The 17867-nt window shown below is 29.8% G+C and carries 16 protein-coding genes; 11 read left to right on the forward strand and 5 right to left on the reverse strand.

The features are described from left to right. Position 1: 1 nt before the first annotated feature. Genes WH52_RS01915 through WH52_RS01925 form a run of 3 tightly spaced genes read right to left on the reverse strand, consistent with a single transcriptional unit; the run spans position 2 to position 3497 of the window. Positions 2-1024 (reverse strand): histidine kinase, encoded by a 1023-nt coding sequence (locus WH52_RS01915; protein ID WP_086029225.1) that lies wholly within the window; start codon positions 1022-1024, stop codon positions 2-4. Further along, positions 1021-2067 (reverse strand): sensor histidine kinase, encoded by a 1047-nt coding sequence (locus WH52_RS01920; protein ID WP_086029226.1) that lies wholly within the window; start codon positions 2065-2067, stop codon positions 1021-1023. The genes WH52_RS01915 and WH52_RS01920 overlap by 4 nt, the downstream gene beginning before the upstream one ends. Before the next feature lie 56 nt (positions 2068-2123). Further along, the gene (locus WH52_RS01925; RefSeq protein WP_233131499.1) at positions 2124-3497 is read right to left on the reverse strand and encodes a hypothetical protein; all 1374 of its coding nucleotides are present in this window, start codon (positions 3495-3497) and stop codon (positions 2124-2126) included. A 145-nt stretch (positions 3498-3642) separates the two neighbouring features. Between WH52_RS01925 and WH52_RS01930 the strand changes: the two genes are divergently transcribed. The 3 genes from WH52_RS01930 (at position 3643) to folD (ending at position 6534) form a co-directional block, all read left to right on the forward strand. Then, complete coding sequence (locus WH52_RS01930; RefSeq protein WP_086029228.1) at positions 3643-4170, forward strand: DinB family protein; 528 nt, start codon at positions 3643-3645, stop codon at positions 4168-4170. Between the two features lie 87 nt (positions 4171-4257). Beyond that, the gene (gene ffh, locus WH52_RS01935; RefSeq protein ID WP_086029229.1) at positions 4258-5586 is read left to right on the forward strand and encodes a signal recognition particle protein; all 1329 of its coding nucleotides are present in this window, start codon (positions 4258-4260) and stop codon (positions 5584-5586) included. A 69-nt stretch (positions 5587-5655) separates the two neighbouring features. Further along, the gene (gene folD / locus WH52_RS01940; protein ID WP_086029230.1) at positions 5656-6534 is read left to right on the forward strand and encodes a bifunctional methylenetetrahydrofolate dehydrogenase/methenyltetrahydrofolate cyclohydrolase FolD; all 879 of its coding nucleotides are present in this window, start codon (positions 5656-5658) and stop codon (positions 6532-6534) included. Positions 6535-6566: 32 nt separating this feature from the next. Here the strand turns inward: folD and pepE are convergent, their stop codons facing one another. Continuing rightward, positions 6567-7280 carry a dipeptidase PepE gene (gene pepE / locus WH52_RS01945; RefSeq protein ID WP_086029231.1) on the reverse strand — a complete coding sequence of 238 codons (714 nt, stop codon included), beginning with the start codon at positions 7278-7280 and terminating at the stop codon, positions 6567-6569. A gap of 60 nt (positions 7281-7340) precedes the next feature. Between pepE and WH52_RS01950 the strand changes: the two genes are divergently transcribed. From WH52_RS01950 to WH52_RS01985, 8 genes are all read left to right on the forward strand, one after another. Then, complete coding sequence (locus tag WH52_RS01950) at positions 7341-7874, forward strand: hypothetical protein (RefSeq protein WP_086029232.1); 534 nt, start codon at positions 7341-7343, stop codon at positions 7872-7874. A 138-nt stretch (positions 7875-8012) separates the two neighbouring features. After that, positions 8013-8858: a carboxypeptidase-like regulatory domain-containing protein gene (locus WH52_RS01955; protein WP_086029233.1), complete on the forward strand. Its 846-nt coding sequence runs from the start codon at positions 8013-8015 to the stop codon at positions 8856-8858. Continuing rightward, entirely contained in the window at positions 8858-9637 is a 780-nt protein-coding gene (locus WH52_RS01960; RefSeq protein ID WP_158091345.1) for a carboxypeptidase-like regulatory domain-containing protein, read from the forward strand. The genes WH52_RS01955 and WH52_RS01960 overlap by 1 nt, the downstream gene beginning before the upstream one ends. Before the next feature lie 78 nt (positions 9638-9715). Next, positions 9716-10513, forward strand: a complete 798-nt coding sequence (locus WH52_RS01965) for a carboxypeptidase-like regulatory domain-containing protein (protein ID WP_086029235.1) — start codon at positions 9716-9718, stop codon at positions 10511-10513. Between the two features lie 29 nt (positions 10514-10542). Then, entirely contained in the window at positions 10543-11034 is a 492-nt protein-coding gene (locus tag WH52_RS01970) for a DUF6702 family protein (RefSeq protein ID WP_086029236.1), read from the forward strand. Between the two features lie 74 nt (positions 11035-11108). Continuing rightward, positions 11109-13337, forward strand: a complete 2229-nt coding sequence (locus WH52_RS01975) for a M1 family metallopeptidase (RefSeq protein WP_086029237.1) — start codon at positions 11109-11111, stop codon at positions 13335-13337. A gap of 95 nt (positions 13338-13432) precedes the next feature. After that, positions 13433-14647 (forward strand): TlpA disulfide reductase family protein, encoded by a 1215-nt coding sequence (locus tag WH52_RS01980; protein ID WP_086029238.1) that lies wholly within the window; start codon positions 13433-13435, stop codon positions 14645-14647. 173 nt (positions 14648-14820) lie between these two features. Then, positions 14821-17139, forward strand: coding sequence for a type IA DNA topoisomerase (locus WH52_RS01985; RefSeq protein WP_086029239.1), 2319 nt, complete (start codon positions 14821-14823; stop codon positions 17137-17139). On the opposite strand, the gene WH52_RS01990 is transcribed toward WH52_RS01985, so the two are convergent. Next, on the reverse strand, positions 17129-17803 hold the full coding sequence (locus WH52_RS01990; RefSeq protein WP_086029240.1) for a TrmH family RNA methyltransferase: 675 nt from the start codon (positions 17801-17803) through the stop codon (positions 17129-17131). The genes WH52_RS01985 and WH52_RS01990 overlap by 11 nt on opposite strands. Positions 17804-17867 lie beyond the last annotated feature (64 nt).

A 17867-nucleotide genomic window follows, 5' to 3' on the forward strand; every position in this document is an offset into this window, starting at 1 on the left:
TTTAAAGTTTGGTTGTTAGTTTGGGTAAAGAAATAGTTCTTTTATTATTCTCTTCTTCAACTTGAATTAAATCATCACTATAAATTGTATATACTCTTTCTATTTCAGCAAGCATACTAGCCTTGAATGGTTCTGTTATTTTATCGTTAGATGAATATTCAATTTTAAAAAACTCATCAGAATCTGTTACTATAATTTTTAATTCTAAAGCTGATGTAGTTATCGTTGTTCTTACAATTAATTCGATAATAAATAATAAACTTTTGGGTACTACTAAAAACTTAGATTGTAAATTATTCTCTAAAACTATATTTCTATACGGTAAATAATTAAAAAGTTTTACCAATTCTTTACTGGTGTTTATTTCATCAGTTATTTCAATCAATTGTTTGTTTTTACTTGATAAAATATAACGGTAAATCGTTGCTAGATAATCTATAAAATCATCTGCTTTGTTTTTGTCTTGCTCAATAAGAATTAGCAATGTTTCTAAGCTTTCAAAAAGCAACTTGGGATTAATTCCTTGTTTAAAATCTTGAAAATCGGCTTCAATACTTTGCTTTATTAATGCTTCATTTTTTAACCTTTCAGTATTTATTTTAAACAAATACTCATGACTAATGTATAATAAAATATAAATGAATGTAATAGCGCAAAAAATACTATTAAAAAGCCATAACTCTTCTGTATTAGGAGAAAAGCCTAAAACGTTTTTATAATAAATAGTGATTGAAACACTTACTATAACTACACATAAAAATAATGATACTACAATTTGGATAATAAAGTTTATAACTTCATTTTTAACCTTCGGAAGTCGTTTATAAAGTACCAATAACAACCTAGAAAATTCTTGAATTACATATGACAACCCTATACATACATATAATTCCTCTCCTAAAAATTCTTCTTGTAATTGTGCTACATTATTGTTTACTAACAAAATAAGCAAATACACCACTACCCCACTAAAAACAGGACTTAACAAACGAAATAACGGTTGATGCACAAATAATTTTCTCATACAATAATGGGTATTTTAACCGTAAAATCATTTCCGTTTGTAGTAATAATACCTTCACCGTATAATAATAAATATCTTGAGTTTATATTTTTTAATCCTATTTTAAAAGAACTTACTTTTTTAGCTACAGAAGTTATATTGTTATGAACTTTAATATGTTTTCCATCCACAGTAATTCTTACTTCCAAAAGGTTTTCATCACTCAATACATTATGCTTTACTGCATTTTCAATAAGCATTTGTAATGTTAATGGTGGAATTTTAGTTTCAAGTAATTCTTCAGGAATCATTATTGTACAATGAAACTTATTTTCAAAACGTGTTTCAACTAAAAAAATATATGAATTCACAAACGCTAACTCTTCTTGTAAAGTGATAAGTTTTGTGTCATAACTTTTTAAGGTATAATCGTACATAGTTGCTAACTTCCTAATAAAAAGTTTTGCTTTCTGTTCGTTTTTATAAACTAAAGACGAAATTGTATTTAATCCGTTGAATAAAAAATGGGGACTTAACTGAGATTTTAAAGCATTTAACTGTAATTCTATTTGTTTTCGCTCTTGCTTAACGGTTTCAATCTGCAAGGTTGCATATGAGTAATAAGAATATAATGCGAAGTATATTACTTGAAATAGTATACAAATTAAAAACACCAAAATTGCCAACTTTATAAAAGATGATTCATAACTATTAAAAACATCTTCAGTATTAAAAATTATAGAATTATATAATTTAACTGCTGAAAAAGTCAAAAGCGAAATCAATACAAAATGTGCTATAATTCCAACAAATAATCTATTTCCAACTTGATTTTTCCAAGGTAGTAATCTATCTAATTGTATGGATAAAAAATAACTTACGTACGCTATTAAAATACCACCTAAAGCAGATAAAATAAGTGACATAATTTCAATAGCAGCTAATTCTTGATCGCTAATTAAAATATAATAACCTAACGACAGCCCAAGTATTGCTCCTATTAAAATGATAAGCAAATGCTTTTTCATTACAGGTTGATTGATTAGTTGATGTAGTGACTGCATAAAACTAAGGTAGTTAAATATCTCTATAGAAAATCTAACTACCTTAATTTTTTATTTTAGTAAATAGCTTTCATAGCTCTACCGAAATAAGTATCTGAACTTATTGATTTTGCAACTTTCATATAAGCGTCTTTTACTCTCTGAGAACTATTTTTTACTTGTGGAGCAAAAGAAATTAATGAACTTGATAAATAATTACTTGAACTAATATTTCTCTTCATAGCATCCATTACTTTTATTAACTGATTATCATTAAGTTTCTTTTTACTTAATCGTTTATAAATTCCAGATGCGTAATAATCTGAACTTACATTTTTAGTAATTAATTGCAACAATTTATCTAACGATTTATCGTCTAAATCTTTCTTTAACAATCCATTAATAACTCCTGAAGCGTAATAGTCTGAACCAATATCATCCATTGAAGAAATAAATGTCTCGTAATTTTCAGAAGATAAATTCTTCTTATTCAACGCTTTTTTTAATACTTGAGACTTGTAATAATCTGAATTTATATTGTTTGAAAGCTTCATTATCTTATTCATGTTCGATTTATTCAACTCTCTATTCTTTAAAATATCGGTTAATACTTGAGATAAATAATAATCAGATCCTATATCTTCAGAAATTTGAAGTAAATCTGTTAGTTGATTGTCATTAATATCATCCGTTTTAATAGCTTCTCTTAAAACTTGTGCCATATAATAATCTGAACCAATATTTTTTGAAGCTGTAATGTATGCTGAAATTGTCTCTGGACTCGATAAAAATGCTTTTTGATTACTTTTTAAAATTTGAGCTAAGTAATAATCAGATTTAATATTTTTCCCGGAAGATTGAAGTACTCTAGTTAACTCACTATTGCTTAAATCTCTCTGTAATAAATACCCAAAATATTTCGCTTGAACGTAATCGCTTTTCAGTTCTCTAATTTCTGCTAAAACAGCATTAACACCTCCTTTATCAAAAAACCTGTTTACTCTAGACTCTGCACCAATAGTTGTTGATCTTACTATTTCTGGTAAAATTTCTGCTAACCAAGCTTTTCCTTCTGGGTAATAATCTTTTTCACTCCACCCAACATAATAACGTTTGTTAAGTTTTCCACTTTCTGCTTCAATTACAATTTTTCTCTTCTTTCCGAAGCTCGATTTTTTAATTTCAATAAATCCGCCTCTAGAAATATCTACAATATCTTTATCATCATCAGACAACGTAATTTCACCTTCATACTCTACTTTAAAATCTGTTTTACTATTCTTAACATGAATTTTATGAACTCCATTATTAACTACTGAAGTATAAGTTTGATTCTTTTTTGAATTAGAAACAGATACAGATTGTGCTAACATTGTTTGACCTTGAAAAACTAACAATGCTAGTAAAATTCTAACATAAAACATTTTTGATAAATTAATTGCTACTTTCATAATATTCGTTTTTTTGATTTTGATACTTCAAATGTATTTTCATTTCCCACTTTAAAAAAATTGAATGTAATGAACTGTAGTTTTAATGTATTCAATTGTAATTAATTTTAAATTCCTATTTTTAAACTGTTATTATTTTAGAACTATGGATAAAAAAGCGATTGCAGATTTACTTGAAGAAAAACACAAAAATTTATTTGATTGGACTAATAATCAACCAGATGCTATCAATGAAACAGGTCCTGAAGGAAAATGGACTACAGGACAACATGTCGTTCACTTAGTTGATTCTATAAAGCAAGTGAATACTGCATTAAGCTATCCTAAGTTTTTATTAAAATATAAATTTGGAGTTGCTAACCGAGAAGTTAGACCGTATGAAGAAATTGTAAAACGCTATCAAGAAAAGCTTTCAAAAAATCAAGAAAAAGCTCAAGAGTTTAATAGTAATGTAAAAACACCTTCACAAAAAAAATACAAAGAATTACTTTTTACACTTCAAGTACAAAACAAAAAACTACAGCATAAAACAAAAAAGTGGAACGATAAAGATCTTGATAATATTATCTTACCACATCCTCTTATGGGTAAAATGCCTGTACGCGAAATTATTATGTGGACAGCCTATCATACAGAGCATCACACAAAGATTTTAGAAGAAAACCACTCATAAACAGCAGCTTATAAAACATAAGTTCTTAGTACTACATCTAACCCAAATTTCCTATATTTGTGCTTCCAAAAAAAGCACACAAACAGTATGTTTAATAATTTAAGTGAAAAGTTAGATAAGGCGTTACATACGCTGAAAGGACACGGAAAGATTACCGAAGTAAATGTTGCTGAGACTTTAAAAGAAGTTCGTAGAGCTTTATTAGATGCCGATGTTAACTTTAAAATTGCCAAAGATTTTACTAAAAGAGTAAAAGAAAAAGCGATTGGACAAGACGTATTAACTACGTTAAATCCAGGGCAATTAATGGTTAAATTGGTTAAAGATGAATTAACTGAATTAATGGGTGGTGATACGGTAGGTATCAACTTAGGAGGTTCACCAACTGTAATTTTAATGTCTGGTTTACAAGGTTCGGGTAAAACAACGTTCTCTGGTAAATTAGCTAACTTCTTAAAAACTAAAAAAGCAAAACAAGTATTATTAGTAGGTTGTGATGTATATCGTCCTGCCGCTATTAATCAGTTACGTGTTGTTGGAGAGCAAATTGGTGTTGAAGTTTATGCTGAAGAAGGAAATCAAAATCCTGTTGAGATCTCTCAAAACGCAATTAAACATGCAAAAGCAAATAGTAAGAATGTAGTTATTATAGATACTGCTGGTCGTTTAGCTGTGGATGAAGAAATGATGAATGAAATTTCTAACATCCATAAAGCTGTAAATCCACAAGAAACATTATTCGTGGTGGATTCTATGACAGGGCAAGATGCTGTTAATACTGCTAAAGCCTTTAATGATGTATTAAACTTCGATGGAGTTGTACTTACTAAGTTAGATGGTGATACTCGAGGTGGTGCTGCATTATCAATTAAATCGGTTGTAAACAAACCAATTAAATTTATTGGTACGGGTGAAAAAATGGATGCTATTGATGTATTCCACCCAGATCGTATGGCAGATCGTATTTTAGGAATGGGAGACGTTATCTCGTTAGTAGAACGTGCCCAAGAACAATACGATGAACAAGAAGCACGTAAACTTCAAAAGAAGATTGCTAAAAATCAATTTGGTTTTGATGATTTCTTAACTCAAATTAATCAGATTAAGAAAATGGGGAGCATGAAAGATTTAGTTGGAATGATACCTGGTGCTGGAAAAGCTTTAAAAGATGTAGATATTGATGATGATGCTTTTAAAGGAATTGAAGCTATTATTCATTCAATGACTCCAGACGAAAGAACTTCACCATCAATTATAAACGCTAGTCGAAAGAAAAGAATTGCAAAAGGTTCTGGTACTTCGGTACAAGAAGTAAACCAGTTGATGAAGCAATTTGATCAAATGAGCAAAATGATGAAGATGATGCAAGGAGGCGGCGGAAGAAAAATGATGCAAATGATGAAAAACATGAGATAATAACAAAGGAGAAGCTACGGCTTCTCTTTTTATTTATACACAACACTAAACACACACAACACACTAAAAATGATTTTACTAGACGGTAAAAAAACATCTGCAGATATTAAAGCTGAAATAGCTTTAGAGGTAGCAGAATTAAAAAAACAAGACAAAAAAACACCACACTTAGCAGCTGTTATTGTTGGAAATGACGGAGCTAGCTTAACTTATGTAAACGCAAAAGTTAAAGCTTGTGAGCGTGTTGGTTTTGAGTCTTCTTTAATAAGACTCTCTGAAGAAACTACTGAGGAAGAATTATTAAACGAAATTGCTATTTTAAATATTGATAAAGATATTGACGGATTTATAGTTCAACTACCTCTACCCGACCATATCGATGAGCAAAAAATATTAATGGCTATTGATCCTGATAAAGATGTTGATGGATTTCACCCAATGAATGTTGGTAAGCTAGCTTTAAACCTACCTACATTTATTTCTGCTACACCTTTTGGAATTCTAGAACTATTAGAACGTTATAATATTGAAACTTCTGGTAAAAATGTTGTAGTTATTGGTCGTAGTCATATTGTAGGAAGCCCTATGAGTATCTTGTTAGCTCAAAAAAGAAAAATAGGAAATGCTACTGTTACATTAACACATAGTAGAACTCAAAACTTATCAGAAATTACTAAAAAAGCTGATATAATTATCGCTGCACTTGGTATTCCAGAATTTTTAAAAGGAGAAATGGTAAAAGATAATGTAGTTATTGTTGATGTGGGTATTACCCGAGTTGCAGATTCTTCTAAGAAAAACGGATTTAGATTAGTTGGGGATGTCGCTTTTAATGAAGTTTCTGAAAAAGCTTCTCATATTACTCCTGTTCCTGGTGGTGTAGGTCCTATGACTATAGCAATGTTGTTAAAAAACACTTTACTCGCTTGCGAAAGAAGAAATTCATAAAACATAAAAAGTAGCTTAATTAAGCTACTTTTTTATTTAAAATATGATTGAATTTCTATATCACTCTCCAATTCAATAGCATCTTTTCCTTGCTGAAATAACCTTGCTGTATACTTTCCTCTTATAGTAATTACATTATCAATTACTTCTAACCAACTTCCTTCTCGCAATCCTAAAACCGAAGTTTTATTAAATACATGAAACTCTTTAATTCGCGTTTCTCTAGTTTCCCCCATATGAGTAGAATCTGGGTTCGGATCTAAATAATGCGCATTAATATTAAACGGAATCATTCCTAAAGTATCAAAACTTGGTGGATAAACAATTGGCATGTCGTTCGTATTCATCATTGTTACACCACAAATATTACTACCTGCACTTGTACCTAAATACGGAGTTCCCTTTTCTAAAGTTTTCTTTAAAACTTCAATAAGATTATTCTTGTATAATTGATTTACTAGCTCGAAAGTATTTCCACCTCCAGTAAAAATTGCGTTAGCATTTTTTACAGCTTCAATCGGATTTTCAAACTCATGAACTCCTTTTACATTTTTATCAATCGTCAAAAATGCTTTTTTAGCTATTGCTGTATATACTTCATAACTAATTCCACCAGGACGAGCATATGGAATAAAAAGAATTTCTTTAGCTTCTTTAAAAAATGTCTTTAATGTAGGGAGTATATATTCTAAATAAGTACTACCATGAACTGTAGAAGTACTTGCTACTATTAATCTTTTATTCATATTCAATTACAGATTTATTTCTATATTGCGCTAAATTAACCACTCAATTTTTTAAATACTATGAAAAAATTATTTTATTTATTATTTGTTGCTGTTTTAGCTGTATCATGTTCAAACAACGAAAATGAAGTTTTTACTCCAATTGATATTCCTGAGGCTGACTTAGTTGGAACTTGGGACGTTACTGCTTTTAATTCTGATGGAGAAATTGCTGGTAGTGCTGCAGGTCAAACTATAGCTGGTTCTTATAACAGTTATGGAAAGAATTTTGATTTTAAGTATGTTTTTACAGATAGCCCTAAAAAGGTAACAGCTTCTGGTAGTTTTACTACTGTAGCCACAGTTAAAGTAAACGGTCAATCTCAAACTACTGAACAACCAACTTCATTAGTAGAAGGTTTAGGTAATGGAGATTGGAAAGAAGATAATGGTGTTATTACCATTACTTCTAATGGTGTTTCTGATAAAGCCTATGTTAAAAGTTATGAAAATGGTGTTTTAGTTTTAAAAATTGATTTAAACCAAAGTGTTGATCAACAAGGAGTAGATTTTAAAATTAAAGGTGACCTTTTTATTACTCTAAAAAAGAAATAATTTAGATTTAAGAATATTTATTAAAAAAAGCAGAATCAAACAGATTCTGCTTTTTTATTTAACAAAAGTTTACGAGCTTCTTAAAACATTTTTAAGAGTAACACATAGTTAATTTGTAATACATCAAAAATCAGCTATATGAATAAACAACTACTCAAAAATTATTGCTCTTTAAAAAGAACATTCAAATTCTTATTTCTCTTAACCTCATTAAATATTTATAGTCAAGCCAAACAAAAGTTTGTGTATGGTAAAGTTTTTGATGATATAGGTTTTGTTGTAAATGCTCATGTTATTAATCAAAATAATAAATTAGGAACTTATACCAACGAAAATGGAGAATTTAGAATTAAAGCAGAAATAAACGACACTATAAAAATATCATCTGTTGGTTATAAAACAAAAGATTGGGTCGTTCAACCAGAAAGTTTTACGGCAAGTAATAATCTTATAGAAATTATAAAAACCGATTATACTTTAGACGAAGTAAAACTAAAAAAGCATTTACTAGATGGTATTTTAGAAAGAGATATGAAACAAACTCCTGAAGATATTGCTATAGTAAAATCGAAAAGCGCTTTAGATTTTTCTAATATAAATTTTAATGAGCCTGTTATAAAACCTATTGATGAAATTGATAGATCAAGAGCTCCAGATATGAGAAAAGTAACAGATCCTACAGCTAAATTTGCAGGAGTTGGAGGTTCTATTAGTAGCGGTCCAGATGCATATTCTCTTAAATTAAAAAAAGCTAGAAAATCTGTTTCGTATAAAGAACGTTTTCCTGTATTATTACTATCTGAATTTGGTCAGTATTTTTTCTTCTCAGAGTTAAAAATTCCAAAAGAAAAATATTATCATTTTTTAGATTATTGCAACGCAAAAAACATTGAAAGTCTATATAAAGAAGGAAAGACAATTGAAGTGATAAAAATACTTCAACAAGAAAGCAAACCGTATTTAGAACTTGTTAAAAATCAATAGTGAAGTATTTATCGTTTATAATATTACTTATCTCCTTAAATAGTATATCTCAAACTAAGAGAATATATCTTTATGGTGAATTATACGATAAAGTAGATGCCGTTGTAAATGCACACATTATAAATTTAACAACCAAACAAGGAACTTACTCTAATGAAAATGGTGAATTTAGAATATATGCTAAAGCCAACGATTCATTACAAATATCTTCTGTAGGTTATAAAACTAAAATTTTACATGTAAAAGTTACCGATTTTGGAATTGCTAAAAATAGGATTGAGCTACTCAAAGAAAATTACACGTTAGACGAAGTTGAAGTTGGGAAAAACAATTTAATTGGTAGTATTTATTCTGATAGTAAACTAGTAAAAGACAAAAAACTAATTAATGCAGAAACCTTAAAACTGCCTTTTGCTGGATCTAAAAAATTAACGCCAGCAGAAAGAAGGTTACATACTGCACGTGGTGGTGGATTTAAATTATCTACCATTGTTTCATTAGATTTAATTATAAACAGTATTTCTGGAAGAATTAAAAAATTAAAAAAACTAAAAGAGCTAGAAACTACTGAGAATAGAACTAAACAAATAGAATCTCGTTTTGCATTACATATTGAAAAAGATTTTAAAATTTTAAAATCAGATATTCATCGCTTTATTTCATACTGTACTTCTGATGAAGAATTTAATCGTGTGTATTATGCTGGTGAAATTGACATGATACAATTTTTAAAGAAAAAAGCAGACGAGTTTAAAAAGTTAAACCCAAAAAACTATTAAGTTAAATTATCTTATAGTCTTTAAAAAACGTAAAATATTTTGTAAATTAGAAGAGTAATCTCCTCTAAACCTAACCAAATGAAAAAACGTTTTTTATTACTGTTATTAATAATCACCTCAATTACATATGCGCAAGATCAACGTAAAACTTTATTCGGTATTGTTTACAATGCAAAAGGTCCATTAGCTAATGCACATATTGTAAACTTTACTACGAATCAAGCAACATTTTCTAACGAAAAAGGAGAATATCGTCTTTTTGCTAAACCTCAAGATTCTATTCGCTATACATCTATTGGTTATAAATCCATTTATGAAATATTAACCGAAAAAGATTTCAATACATATAGAAAACGTACAACCTTAGAAAAACAAAACTATGAGCTAGATGAAGTCGCTCTTATCCAAAAACAACTTTCTGGAGTTTTAACAAGCGATTTATCAAAAATTAAAAAAAATAAATTAGAGAATGCTGTAGCTAAAGCTACTAATTTTTCAGATGTTAAAGTGTCTTATGAAGTTAATGACGATTTTATAGATAAAAATGTAAAACCTAATGTAGTTCAAACGATTCCTAATACATTCGAAGGTGCTGGAGTATCTACTAGCTTAGGTACAAAGAAACTACAACAAATCAAACAGTTACGTAAAGATCTTAACTTTAAAGAAAGTCTTCCTTCAAAATTATTAAATGAATTAGGTGAAGAATTTTTCTTTGTTGAATTAAAAATACCTGTAGAAAATTATTATCACTTTTTAGAATATACTAATCCGTTAGGAATTGAAAATTTATATAAAAACAATGAAGTTCTAAAAGTGATTAACATTTTAAGAAAAGAACATAAAAATTATTTAAAGCTAATTAAAAAAGAGTAATTTGGCTCGGTAATTGGTTTAAGATAATTATGAAGAAAACAGTTTTTATACTTTTACTACTTCCTTTATTTGCTTTTTCTGTACACAAATATTATTTAGCATTAACTGAGATTGAATACGATGCAAAAAATAAATCTGTACAAATGATTATGAATGTTTTTATGGATGACTTCGAGTTGGCTATTAATAAAGACTTTAATTTAAATCTTGAATTAGCATCAAACAAAGAACCAAAAAATGTTGATGAACATTTCTTCAAATACTTAAAGCAACATTTTAAAGTAAAAATTAATAATAAAGAGAATTCATACAGGTTTATTGGTAAAGAGTACGATGGAAACATCATCTTTTTTTACCTAGAAATTGATGATGTTAATGAAGTCAAATCAATTGAAATTCAAAATGATATCTTAGTACTTCACTTCCCTGATCAACAGAATTTAGTAAAAGCTAAAATTAACAATAAGCGTAAAAGTTTATTTTTAGATAAAAAAAATGATAAAGGTTTGTTAAATTTTTAACTAATACTAGTTTCTAGTAACATTATTTCTGTAAATTTCCGCTAATTTTAAATATTCAATTTTCCAACAAAAAAATGAGAAAGTATACTACACTATTATTTTCTGCTCTTTTTGTTTCCGCATCATTATTTGCACAAGAAACAACTAAAAAAGAACCTCAAAAAGGTCACACAGATCAAAACAAATTCCGTCAATTAAAAGACGTATTACCAACACCAAATGATCAAAGAACTGCTTCTGGTGCACCAGGACATCAGTACACGCAACAAAAAGTTGATTATGTTATGGATATTCGTTTAGACGAAGTCAATAACAAACTATATGGTGATGAACATATTACCTATCATAACAATTCTAAAGATAATTTAGAATATTTATGGGTACAATTAGACCAAAATATGCGTGCTCCAGACTCTAAAACTCCATTAGCAAAATCTAAAGGAGCTAGCGGATGGCAAACACCTGCTAAGTTTGTAGAGGAAAATATGGGCAAAGCTAAAGATTTTGGATATAAAATTGAGGCTGTAAAATATGCAGATGGTAGAGATCTTCCTCATACAATTAATCGTACTATGATGCGTATTAATTTACCTAAACCTTTAGCTCCAGGTGAGATTTTTAAATTTAGAATTAAATGGAACTACTTAATCAATAACTCTGTTGAAGATGGTGGTCGTTCTGGATTCGAATTATTTAAAGACGGAACTAAAGCATATACAATTGCTCAATTTTTCCCACGTTTAGCTGTATACAACAATGTTGAAGGATGGCAAAACATGCAATTCTGGGGACGTAGTGAATGGGCTTTAGAATTTGGAGATTATGATGTTAAAATTACTGTGCCTGCAGATCATATTTTAGATGCAACGGGTACTTTACAAAATCCTAAAGAAGTTTTAACACGTGAACAACGTAAGCGTATGGAAAAAGCTTCTAAATCATATAAAGATCCTGTATTTATCGTTACTCAGAAAGAAGCTGAAGAAAACGAAAAAGAAGGAACTACGAAAACTAAAACTTGGCACTTCAAAGCGAAGAATGTTCGTGATTACGCATTTGCTTCATCTAGAAAATATATTTGGGATGCTATGGCAGTAAACATTAACGGTAAAAACGTTATGGCTGTTTCATTATATCCAAAAGAAGGAAATCCTTTATGGGAAGAGCATTCTACAAGAGTAGTTGCAAATACGTTAGAAGAGTATTCTAAAATGACATTTGATTATCCTTACCCAAAAGCAGTTTCTGTACATGCTAAGCGTCAAGGAATGGAATATCCAATGATTTGTTTCAACTATGGTCGTCCAAACGAAGACGGAACTTATTCAGACAGAGTTAAAAACGGAATGATTGGAGTAATTACTCACGAGGTTGGTCACAACTTCTTCCCTATGATTGTAAATTCTGATGAGCGTCAATGGACTTGGATGGATGAAGGATTAAACTCTTTCGTAGAAATTTTAGCTGAATTAGACTACGATCCTAATTTTAATACAGGTAATTTACCTAAAGATATTGTTCGTTACATGAGTTTAGATCAAAAGAACTTAACTCCTATTATGGCGCAAGGAGATTATGTTAAAAACTTCGGTCCTAATGCATATACAAAACCAGCTGCTGGTTTATACATGTTACGTCAAACTATTATGGGACCTGAATTATTTGACTATGCTTTTAGAACTTATTCTAAAAGATGGATGTTTAAGCACCCAACTCCGGCAGATTTCTTTAGAACTATGGAAGATGCTTCTGGTATGGACTTAGATTGGTTCTGGAGAGGATGGTTCTATACTACTGATTATACTGATATTGGTATTAAAGAAGTTAAGCCTATTTACTTAACAAATAAGCCAAACGAAAGAACTCAAAAATTACAAAAACAATATCCAGGTTATTTTGCTAGTTTAGGTAAATTAATCTTCTTAACTACTAAAAAAGAAGACGCTAATGCTTCTGAAGTAGAAGATTACATTAACTCTTTACCGGCTGATAAAAAAGCTAACTTAAAGAAATTACCAAAGTATATGTATCAAGTAGAGTTTGAAAAGCCAGGTGGTTTAGTAATGCCTATTATTGTTGAATTAACTTATGCTGATGGTACTAAAGATCGTGAAACTTTCCCAGCTCAAATTTGGAACAAAGATGAAAACAAAGTATACAGAGTTTTCACTTCAGATAAAGAAGTTAAGAGTATTGTTGTAGATCCAGATTTAGAAACTGCAGATATTGATACTTCTAACAATAGTTGGCCTAAAAAAGAAGAATCTAAATTTAACAAGTTTAAAAACAAGGTTAAGAAATAAAATTAGATTTTATATCATATATAAAAGCATCCAAAAAATTTGGATGCTTTTTTCTTTTCTAAAAACAGTATTTTAGTGTTCTATTTTTACTCTACATGAAAAAAGCAATTTTATTCTTATTAGTTACTATCCTAGTTTCTTGTAACGAAGAGCAACAAACCAAATTATCAAAAGGAATTTATAAAGCTGAATTAACGCTTCAAGGCAATCAGGTTTTACCCTTTATGTTTGAAGTATTCAAAGAAGATTCTTTAGAAGTATACAATGCAGAAGAAAAAATAAAAGTAACGGATATTACATACAAAAATGATTCTGTTTATATCCAAACACCAGTATTTGAAGGATTTATTGCTGCTAAAATTTCTAATAATTTTTTAAATGGTCATTTTAGCAAACCAACACTACAAAGAGTAGTTCCCTTTACTGCTCTTAGAAACAGTAAAAATAGATTTGAAAAGACCAATCCTACAACTGTAAACATAACTGGAAATTGGGAAACCGTATTCAGTCCTAACAATGATAAGGATAAATATATTGCCAAAGGAATTTTCTCACAAGATAAAGAAGGAAACGTAACGGGTACATTTAGAACAACTACTGGAGATTATCGATATTTAGAAGGAATTATGGATGGAGATTCTTTAAAACTCTCAACTTTCGATGGAGCTCATGCTTTTTTATTTGTAGCTAAAGCTACCGATTCTACTTTAAATGGAAACTTTTACTCAGGAAATCACTGGAAAGAACCTTTTACAGCAAAACTTAATAATTCCTATGAATTACCTAAAGCTGAAGAATTAACACAACTAAAAGAAGGTTTTGATACATTTAACTTCTCCTTTCCTAATGAAAAAGGGGAATTAGTTTCTTATACAGATGAGAAGTTCAAAAACAAGGTAGTCATTGTTCAAATAATGGGAAGCTGGTGCCCAAATTGTTTAGATGAAAGTAAATATTATGTTGAATATTTAAAAAACAATCCAAATCCTAATCTTGAATTTGTTTCTTTAGCTTTTGAATTAGACCGAACTCCAAAACAAGCCTTTCAAAAAATCAATAGATTAAAAGAAGAAATAGGTATTAATTATCCTGTTTTGTTAGCGCAATACGGAGGTTCAGATAAAAAAGAAGCTGCAAAAAAACTTCCTATGTTAAATCATATTCTCTCCTATCCTACTACCATATTTATCGATAAAAAGGGAAAAGTTCGTAAAATACATACAGGTTTTAATGGACCAGCTACAGGAAACAAATACACAGAGTTTAAAACAAGCTTTAAAAGTTTTGTAAATCAACTAACGAAAGAATAGAATTTAACTTGATTCTAAATATTTAAAAAATTAAATTCGCTAACGGTGACTATAAGTCATTAAAACGACGCATAGTCAAAAACCCATTAGCGAAAATCTTTATTTTCCTTTCTCAAATTACCATTAAAAAGTTCCACAATATTTTACTAATTTCGGTTTTCTAAACGCATTAAATGAAAGTCTGTATAGCCGAAAAGCCCAGTGTAGCCCGAGAAATTGCTAATATCTTAGGAGCCAATACCAAACGAGATGGATATTTCGAAGGTAATGGCTATGCGGTTACCTATACTTTTGGTCATTTATGTACACTTTTAGAGCCTAAAGACTACAAACCTCACTGGAAAAGTTGGGATTTGAATAATCTCCCAATGCTTCCAGATAAGTTTGATACAAAAGTAACTGACGATTCTGGTATTCAGAAACAGTTTAAAATTGTTAAAGGATTATTTGAAAAAGCTGATGTAGTTATTAATTGTGGGGATGCCGGACAAGAAGGAGAATTAATTCAACGTTGGGTAATTAACCAAGCTGGATATACAGGTGAAATTCAACGATTATGGATTTCTTCACTTACTGAAGAAGCAATCAAAGAAGGGTTTGATAATTTAAAAGCCAACGACGATTATAATAACCTTTACTATGCCGGATATTCTCGTGCTATAGGTGATTGGCTGTTAGGTTTAAATGCTACTCGCTTGTATACAGTAAAATTTGGTGGATATAAGCAAGTATTGTCTATTGGTAGGGTGCAAACTCCTACCCTAGCCATGTTAGTGAATCGATTTAAAGAAATTCAAAATTTTAAGCCACAACCTTATTGGGAACTACAGACTTTATATAGAAACACACTCTTTAGTTGTGAAGAAGGTAGATTCTTAAAAAAAGAAGAAGGAGAAGCTTTTGCCAATAAGGTAAAAGAAGCCGATTTCGAAATAACTTCTGTTGTCAAAAAGAAAGGAAAAGAATATGCCCCTAAGCTTTTTGACTTAACAGGATTACAAGTATACTGCAATACAAAATTTGGATTTTCTGCTGATGAAACTTTAAAAATAGTTCAGAAATTATATGAAATGAAAGTGGTTACCTATCCTAGGGTAGATACTACTTTCTTACCGAATGATATTTATCCTAAAGTTCCTAATATTTTAAAAGGAATGAAACAATTTGCGAGTTTAACACAGCCTTTATTAGGAAAGAAAATTCGTAAATCAACCAAAGTTTTTAACGACAAAAAAGTTACAGATCACCATGCAATTATTCCTACAGGAGTAGAAATTAATCTACAATACAATCAGCAACAAGTGTACGATATTATTGCGCGTAGATTTATTGCAGTGTTTTATCCTGATAGCGATATTGCTAAAACTGAAGTAAAAGGTGAAGCTGATAAAGTACCTTTTAGAACTTCTGGAAAAGAAATTTTAACCAAAGGTTGGCGTGCTGTATTTGAGTTTGGAAGTGATTCAAAGAAAGATGAAGAAAAAGACGTACTTCCTACCTTTGAAAAGGGAGAAAAAGGTCCACATGAACCTTCATTTTTAGAAAAAGAAACCAAACCTCCACGCAATTATACCGAAGCAAGCTTATTACGTGCTATGGAAACCGCAGGTAAACAAGTTGATGATGACGAAATGCGGGATTTAATGAAAGAAAATGGAATTGGACGACCATCAACTCGTGCGAGTATAATTGAAACCTTATTTAGAAGAAAATATATAGAACGTCAAAAGAAATTAATCATTCCAACCAAAACTGGAATTGACTTGATTGATTTAATAGATAATGAATTATTAAAATCTGCAGAACTTACTGGACTTTGGGAAAAACGTTTAAAAGAAATTGAACGTGGTGAATATAGTGCCTCTCTTTTTATAAAGGAGATGAAACGAATGGTAGATACCTTAGTATACGAAGTTCGTTCCAATAAAAAAACGGTTCGTTTATCTGCTGAAACTGCAACGAAAACTCCTTCAGCAAGACCTAAAAAAACTTCTAAAAAGAAAGAAGTAGCTGGTAAAGAATGTCCGAAGTGTAAAAAAGGACAATTGTTAAAAGGAAAATCGGCTTATGGTTGTTCTAACTATAAGAATGGATGTGATTTCGTTTTAAGTTTCCAATTTTTAGGAAAAAAGATTTCAGAAACCCAATTAAACCGTTTATTGGATAAAGGATGTACCACCAACCTAAAAGGCTTTAAACAAGGAGATAACAAAATTGAAGGTTTGGTACGTTTTGACGATAATTTTAAATTGAAATTAGAACCTAAAAAAGGCTCTTCAACTCCCAAACAAAGTTCAGCTCAGGACAGTGATAAAATTACGTGTCCAAAATGTAAAAAAGGTAGTGTTTTAAAAGGAAAATCGGCTTATGGTTGTTCTGAATATAAAAACGGATGTGATTTTGTTTTTACGTTTGATAACATCAAAAAAATAGCCAATGGAAAACCATTGACTAAAGAACTGGTGTTACAAATATTACAATCTAAGATTTAACCTCTGCTTCGTAATATTGCTTTAATTTATCAACATTTTTTATAGTACTTTCAACCCATTCAGAATACAATTCAGTTTGTTCATCTTTGGTTAGTTGCCATTCAATATTAGATTTTTTCAGTCTATTGGTAACATCCTGTAAAGTAATCGCTGCTGCTACAGATATATTTAAGCTTTCAGTAAAACCAACCATGGGTATTTTTAAAAATCCATCAGCATTTTCTTTTACATAATCAGAAATTCCATCTTTTTCTTCTCCAAAAACAAAAGCAGTTTTTTTAGTAACATCAAAATCTGCTAACATACAAGAATCTGTATGCGGTGTGGTACCCACAATTTGATACCCTTTCTCTTTTAAATCTTTAACACAAGTTTTTATGTTATTAGTTCCTTCTTTATAACGATGAAATGTTATCCATTTTTGACTTCCTTTAGCTACTCTTCTCGATACTTTACGTATATAATTATCTTCTACAGTATGTACATCTTGAACTCCAAAAATATCACAACTTCTTACCACAGCACTTGCATTATGCGGCTGAAAAATATTTTCTAAAACTACGGTAAAATGTCTTGTACGCTCTGCTAAAACATCTTTAAACTTTTGCTTACGTTCGTCAGTAACATAGTCTTCTAAAAAAGTTAACAAATCTTTATCCATCATACAGCAAACATACTAAAATTTGTTATTTTTAATCATCGGTTTTTATAATGAAACCTTAAAAATT

This window comes from Tenacibaculum holothuriorum (assembly GCF_002120225.1).
Taxonomy (GTDB): domain Bacteria; phylum Bacteroidota; class Bacteroidia; order Flavobacteriales; family Flavobacteriaceae; genus Polaribacter; species Polaribacter holothuriorum.

Bases quoted from the DNA above. Each gene is read 5' to 3' on its own strand.
- WH52_RS01915 (WP_086029225.1), bottom strand. From the start codon at position 1,024: ATGAGAAAATTATTTGTGCATCAACCGTTATTTCGTTTGTTAAGTCCT.
- WH52_RS01920 (WP_086029226.1), bottom strand. From the start codon at position 2,067: ATGCAGTCACTACATCAACTAATCAATCAACCTGTAATGAAAAAGCAT.
- WH52_RS01925 (WP_233131499.1), bottom strand. From the start codon at position 3,497: ATGAAAGTAGCAATTAATTTATCAAAAATGTTTTATGTTAGAATTTTA.
- WH52_RS01930 (WP_086029228.1), top strand. From the start codon at position 3,643: ATGGATAAAAAAGCGATTGCAGATTTACTTGAAGAAAAACACAAAAAT.
- ffh (WP_086029229.1), top strand. From the start codon at position 4,258: ATGTTTAATAATTTAAGTGAAAAGTTAGATAAGGCGTTACATACGCTG.
- folD (WP_086029230.1), top strand. From the start codon at position 5,656: ATGATTTTACTAGACGGTAAAAAAACATCTGCAGATATTAAAGCTGAA.
- pepE (WP_086029231.1), bottom strand. From the start codon at position 7,280: ATGAATAAAAGATTAATAGTAGCAAGTACTTCTACAGTTCATGGTAGT.
- WH52_RS01950 (WP_086029232.1), top strand. From the start codon at position 7,341: ATGAAAAAATTATTTTATTTATTATTTGTTGCTGTTTTAGCTGTATCA.
- WH52_RS01955 (WP_086029233.1), top strand. From the start codon at position 8,013: ATGAATAAACAACTACTCAAAAATTATTGCTCTTTAAAAAGAACATTC.
- WH52_RS01965 (WP_086029235.1), top strand. From the start codon at position 9,716: ATGAAAAAACGTTTTTTATTACTGTTATTAATAATCACCTCAATTACA.
- WH52_RS01970 (WP_086029236.1), top strand. From the start codon at position 10,543: ATGAAGAAAACAGTTTTTATACTTTTACTACTTCCTTTATTTGCTTTT.
- WH52_RS01975 (WP_086029237.1), top strand. From the start codon at position 11,109: ATGAGAAAGTATACTACACTATTATTTTCTGCTCTTTTTGTTTCCGCA.
- WH52_RS01980 (WP_086029238.1), top strand. From the start codon at position 13,433: ATGAAAAAAGCAATTTTATTCTTATTAGTTACTATCCTAGTTTCTTGT.
- WH52_RS01985 (WP_086029239.1), top strand. From the start codon at position 14,821: ATGAAAGTCTGTATAGCCGAAAAGCCCAGTGTAGCCCGAGAAATTGCT.
- WH52_RS01990 (WP_086029240.1), bottom strand. From the start codon at position 17,803: ATGATGGATAAAGATTTGTTAACTTTTTTAGAAGACTATGTTACTGAC.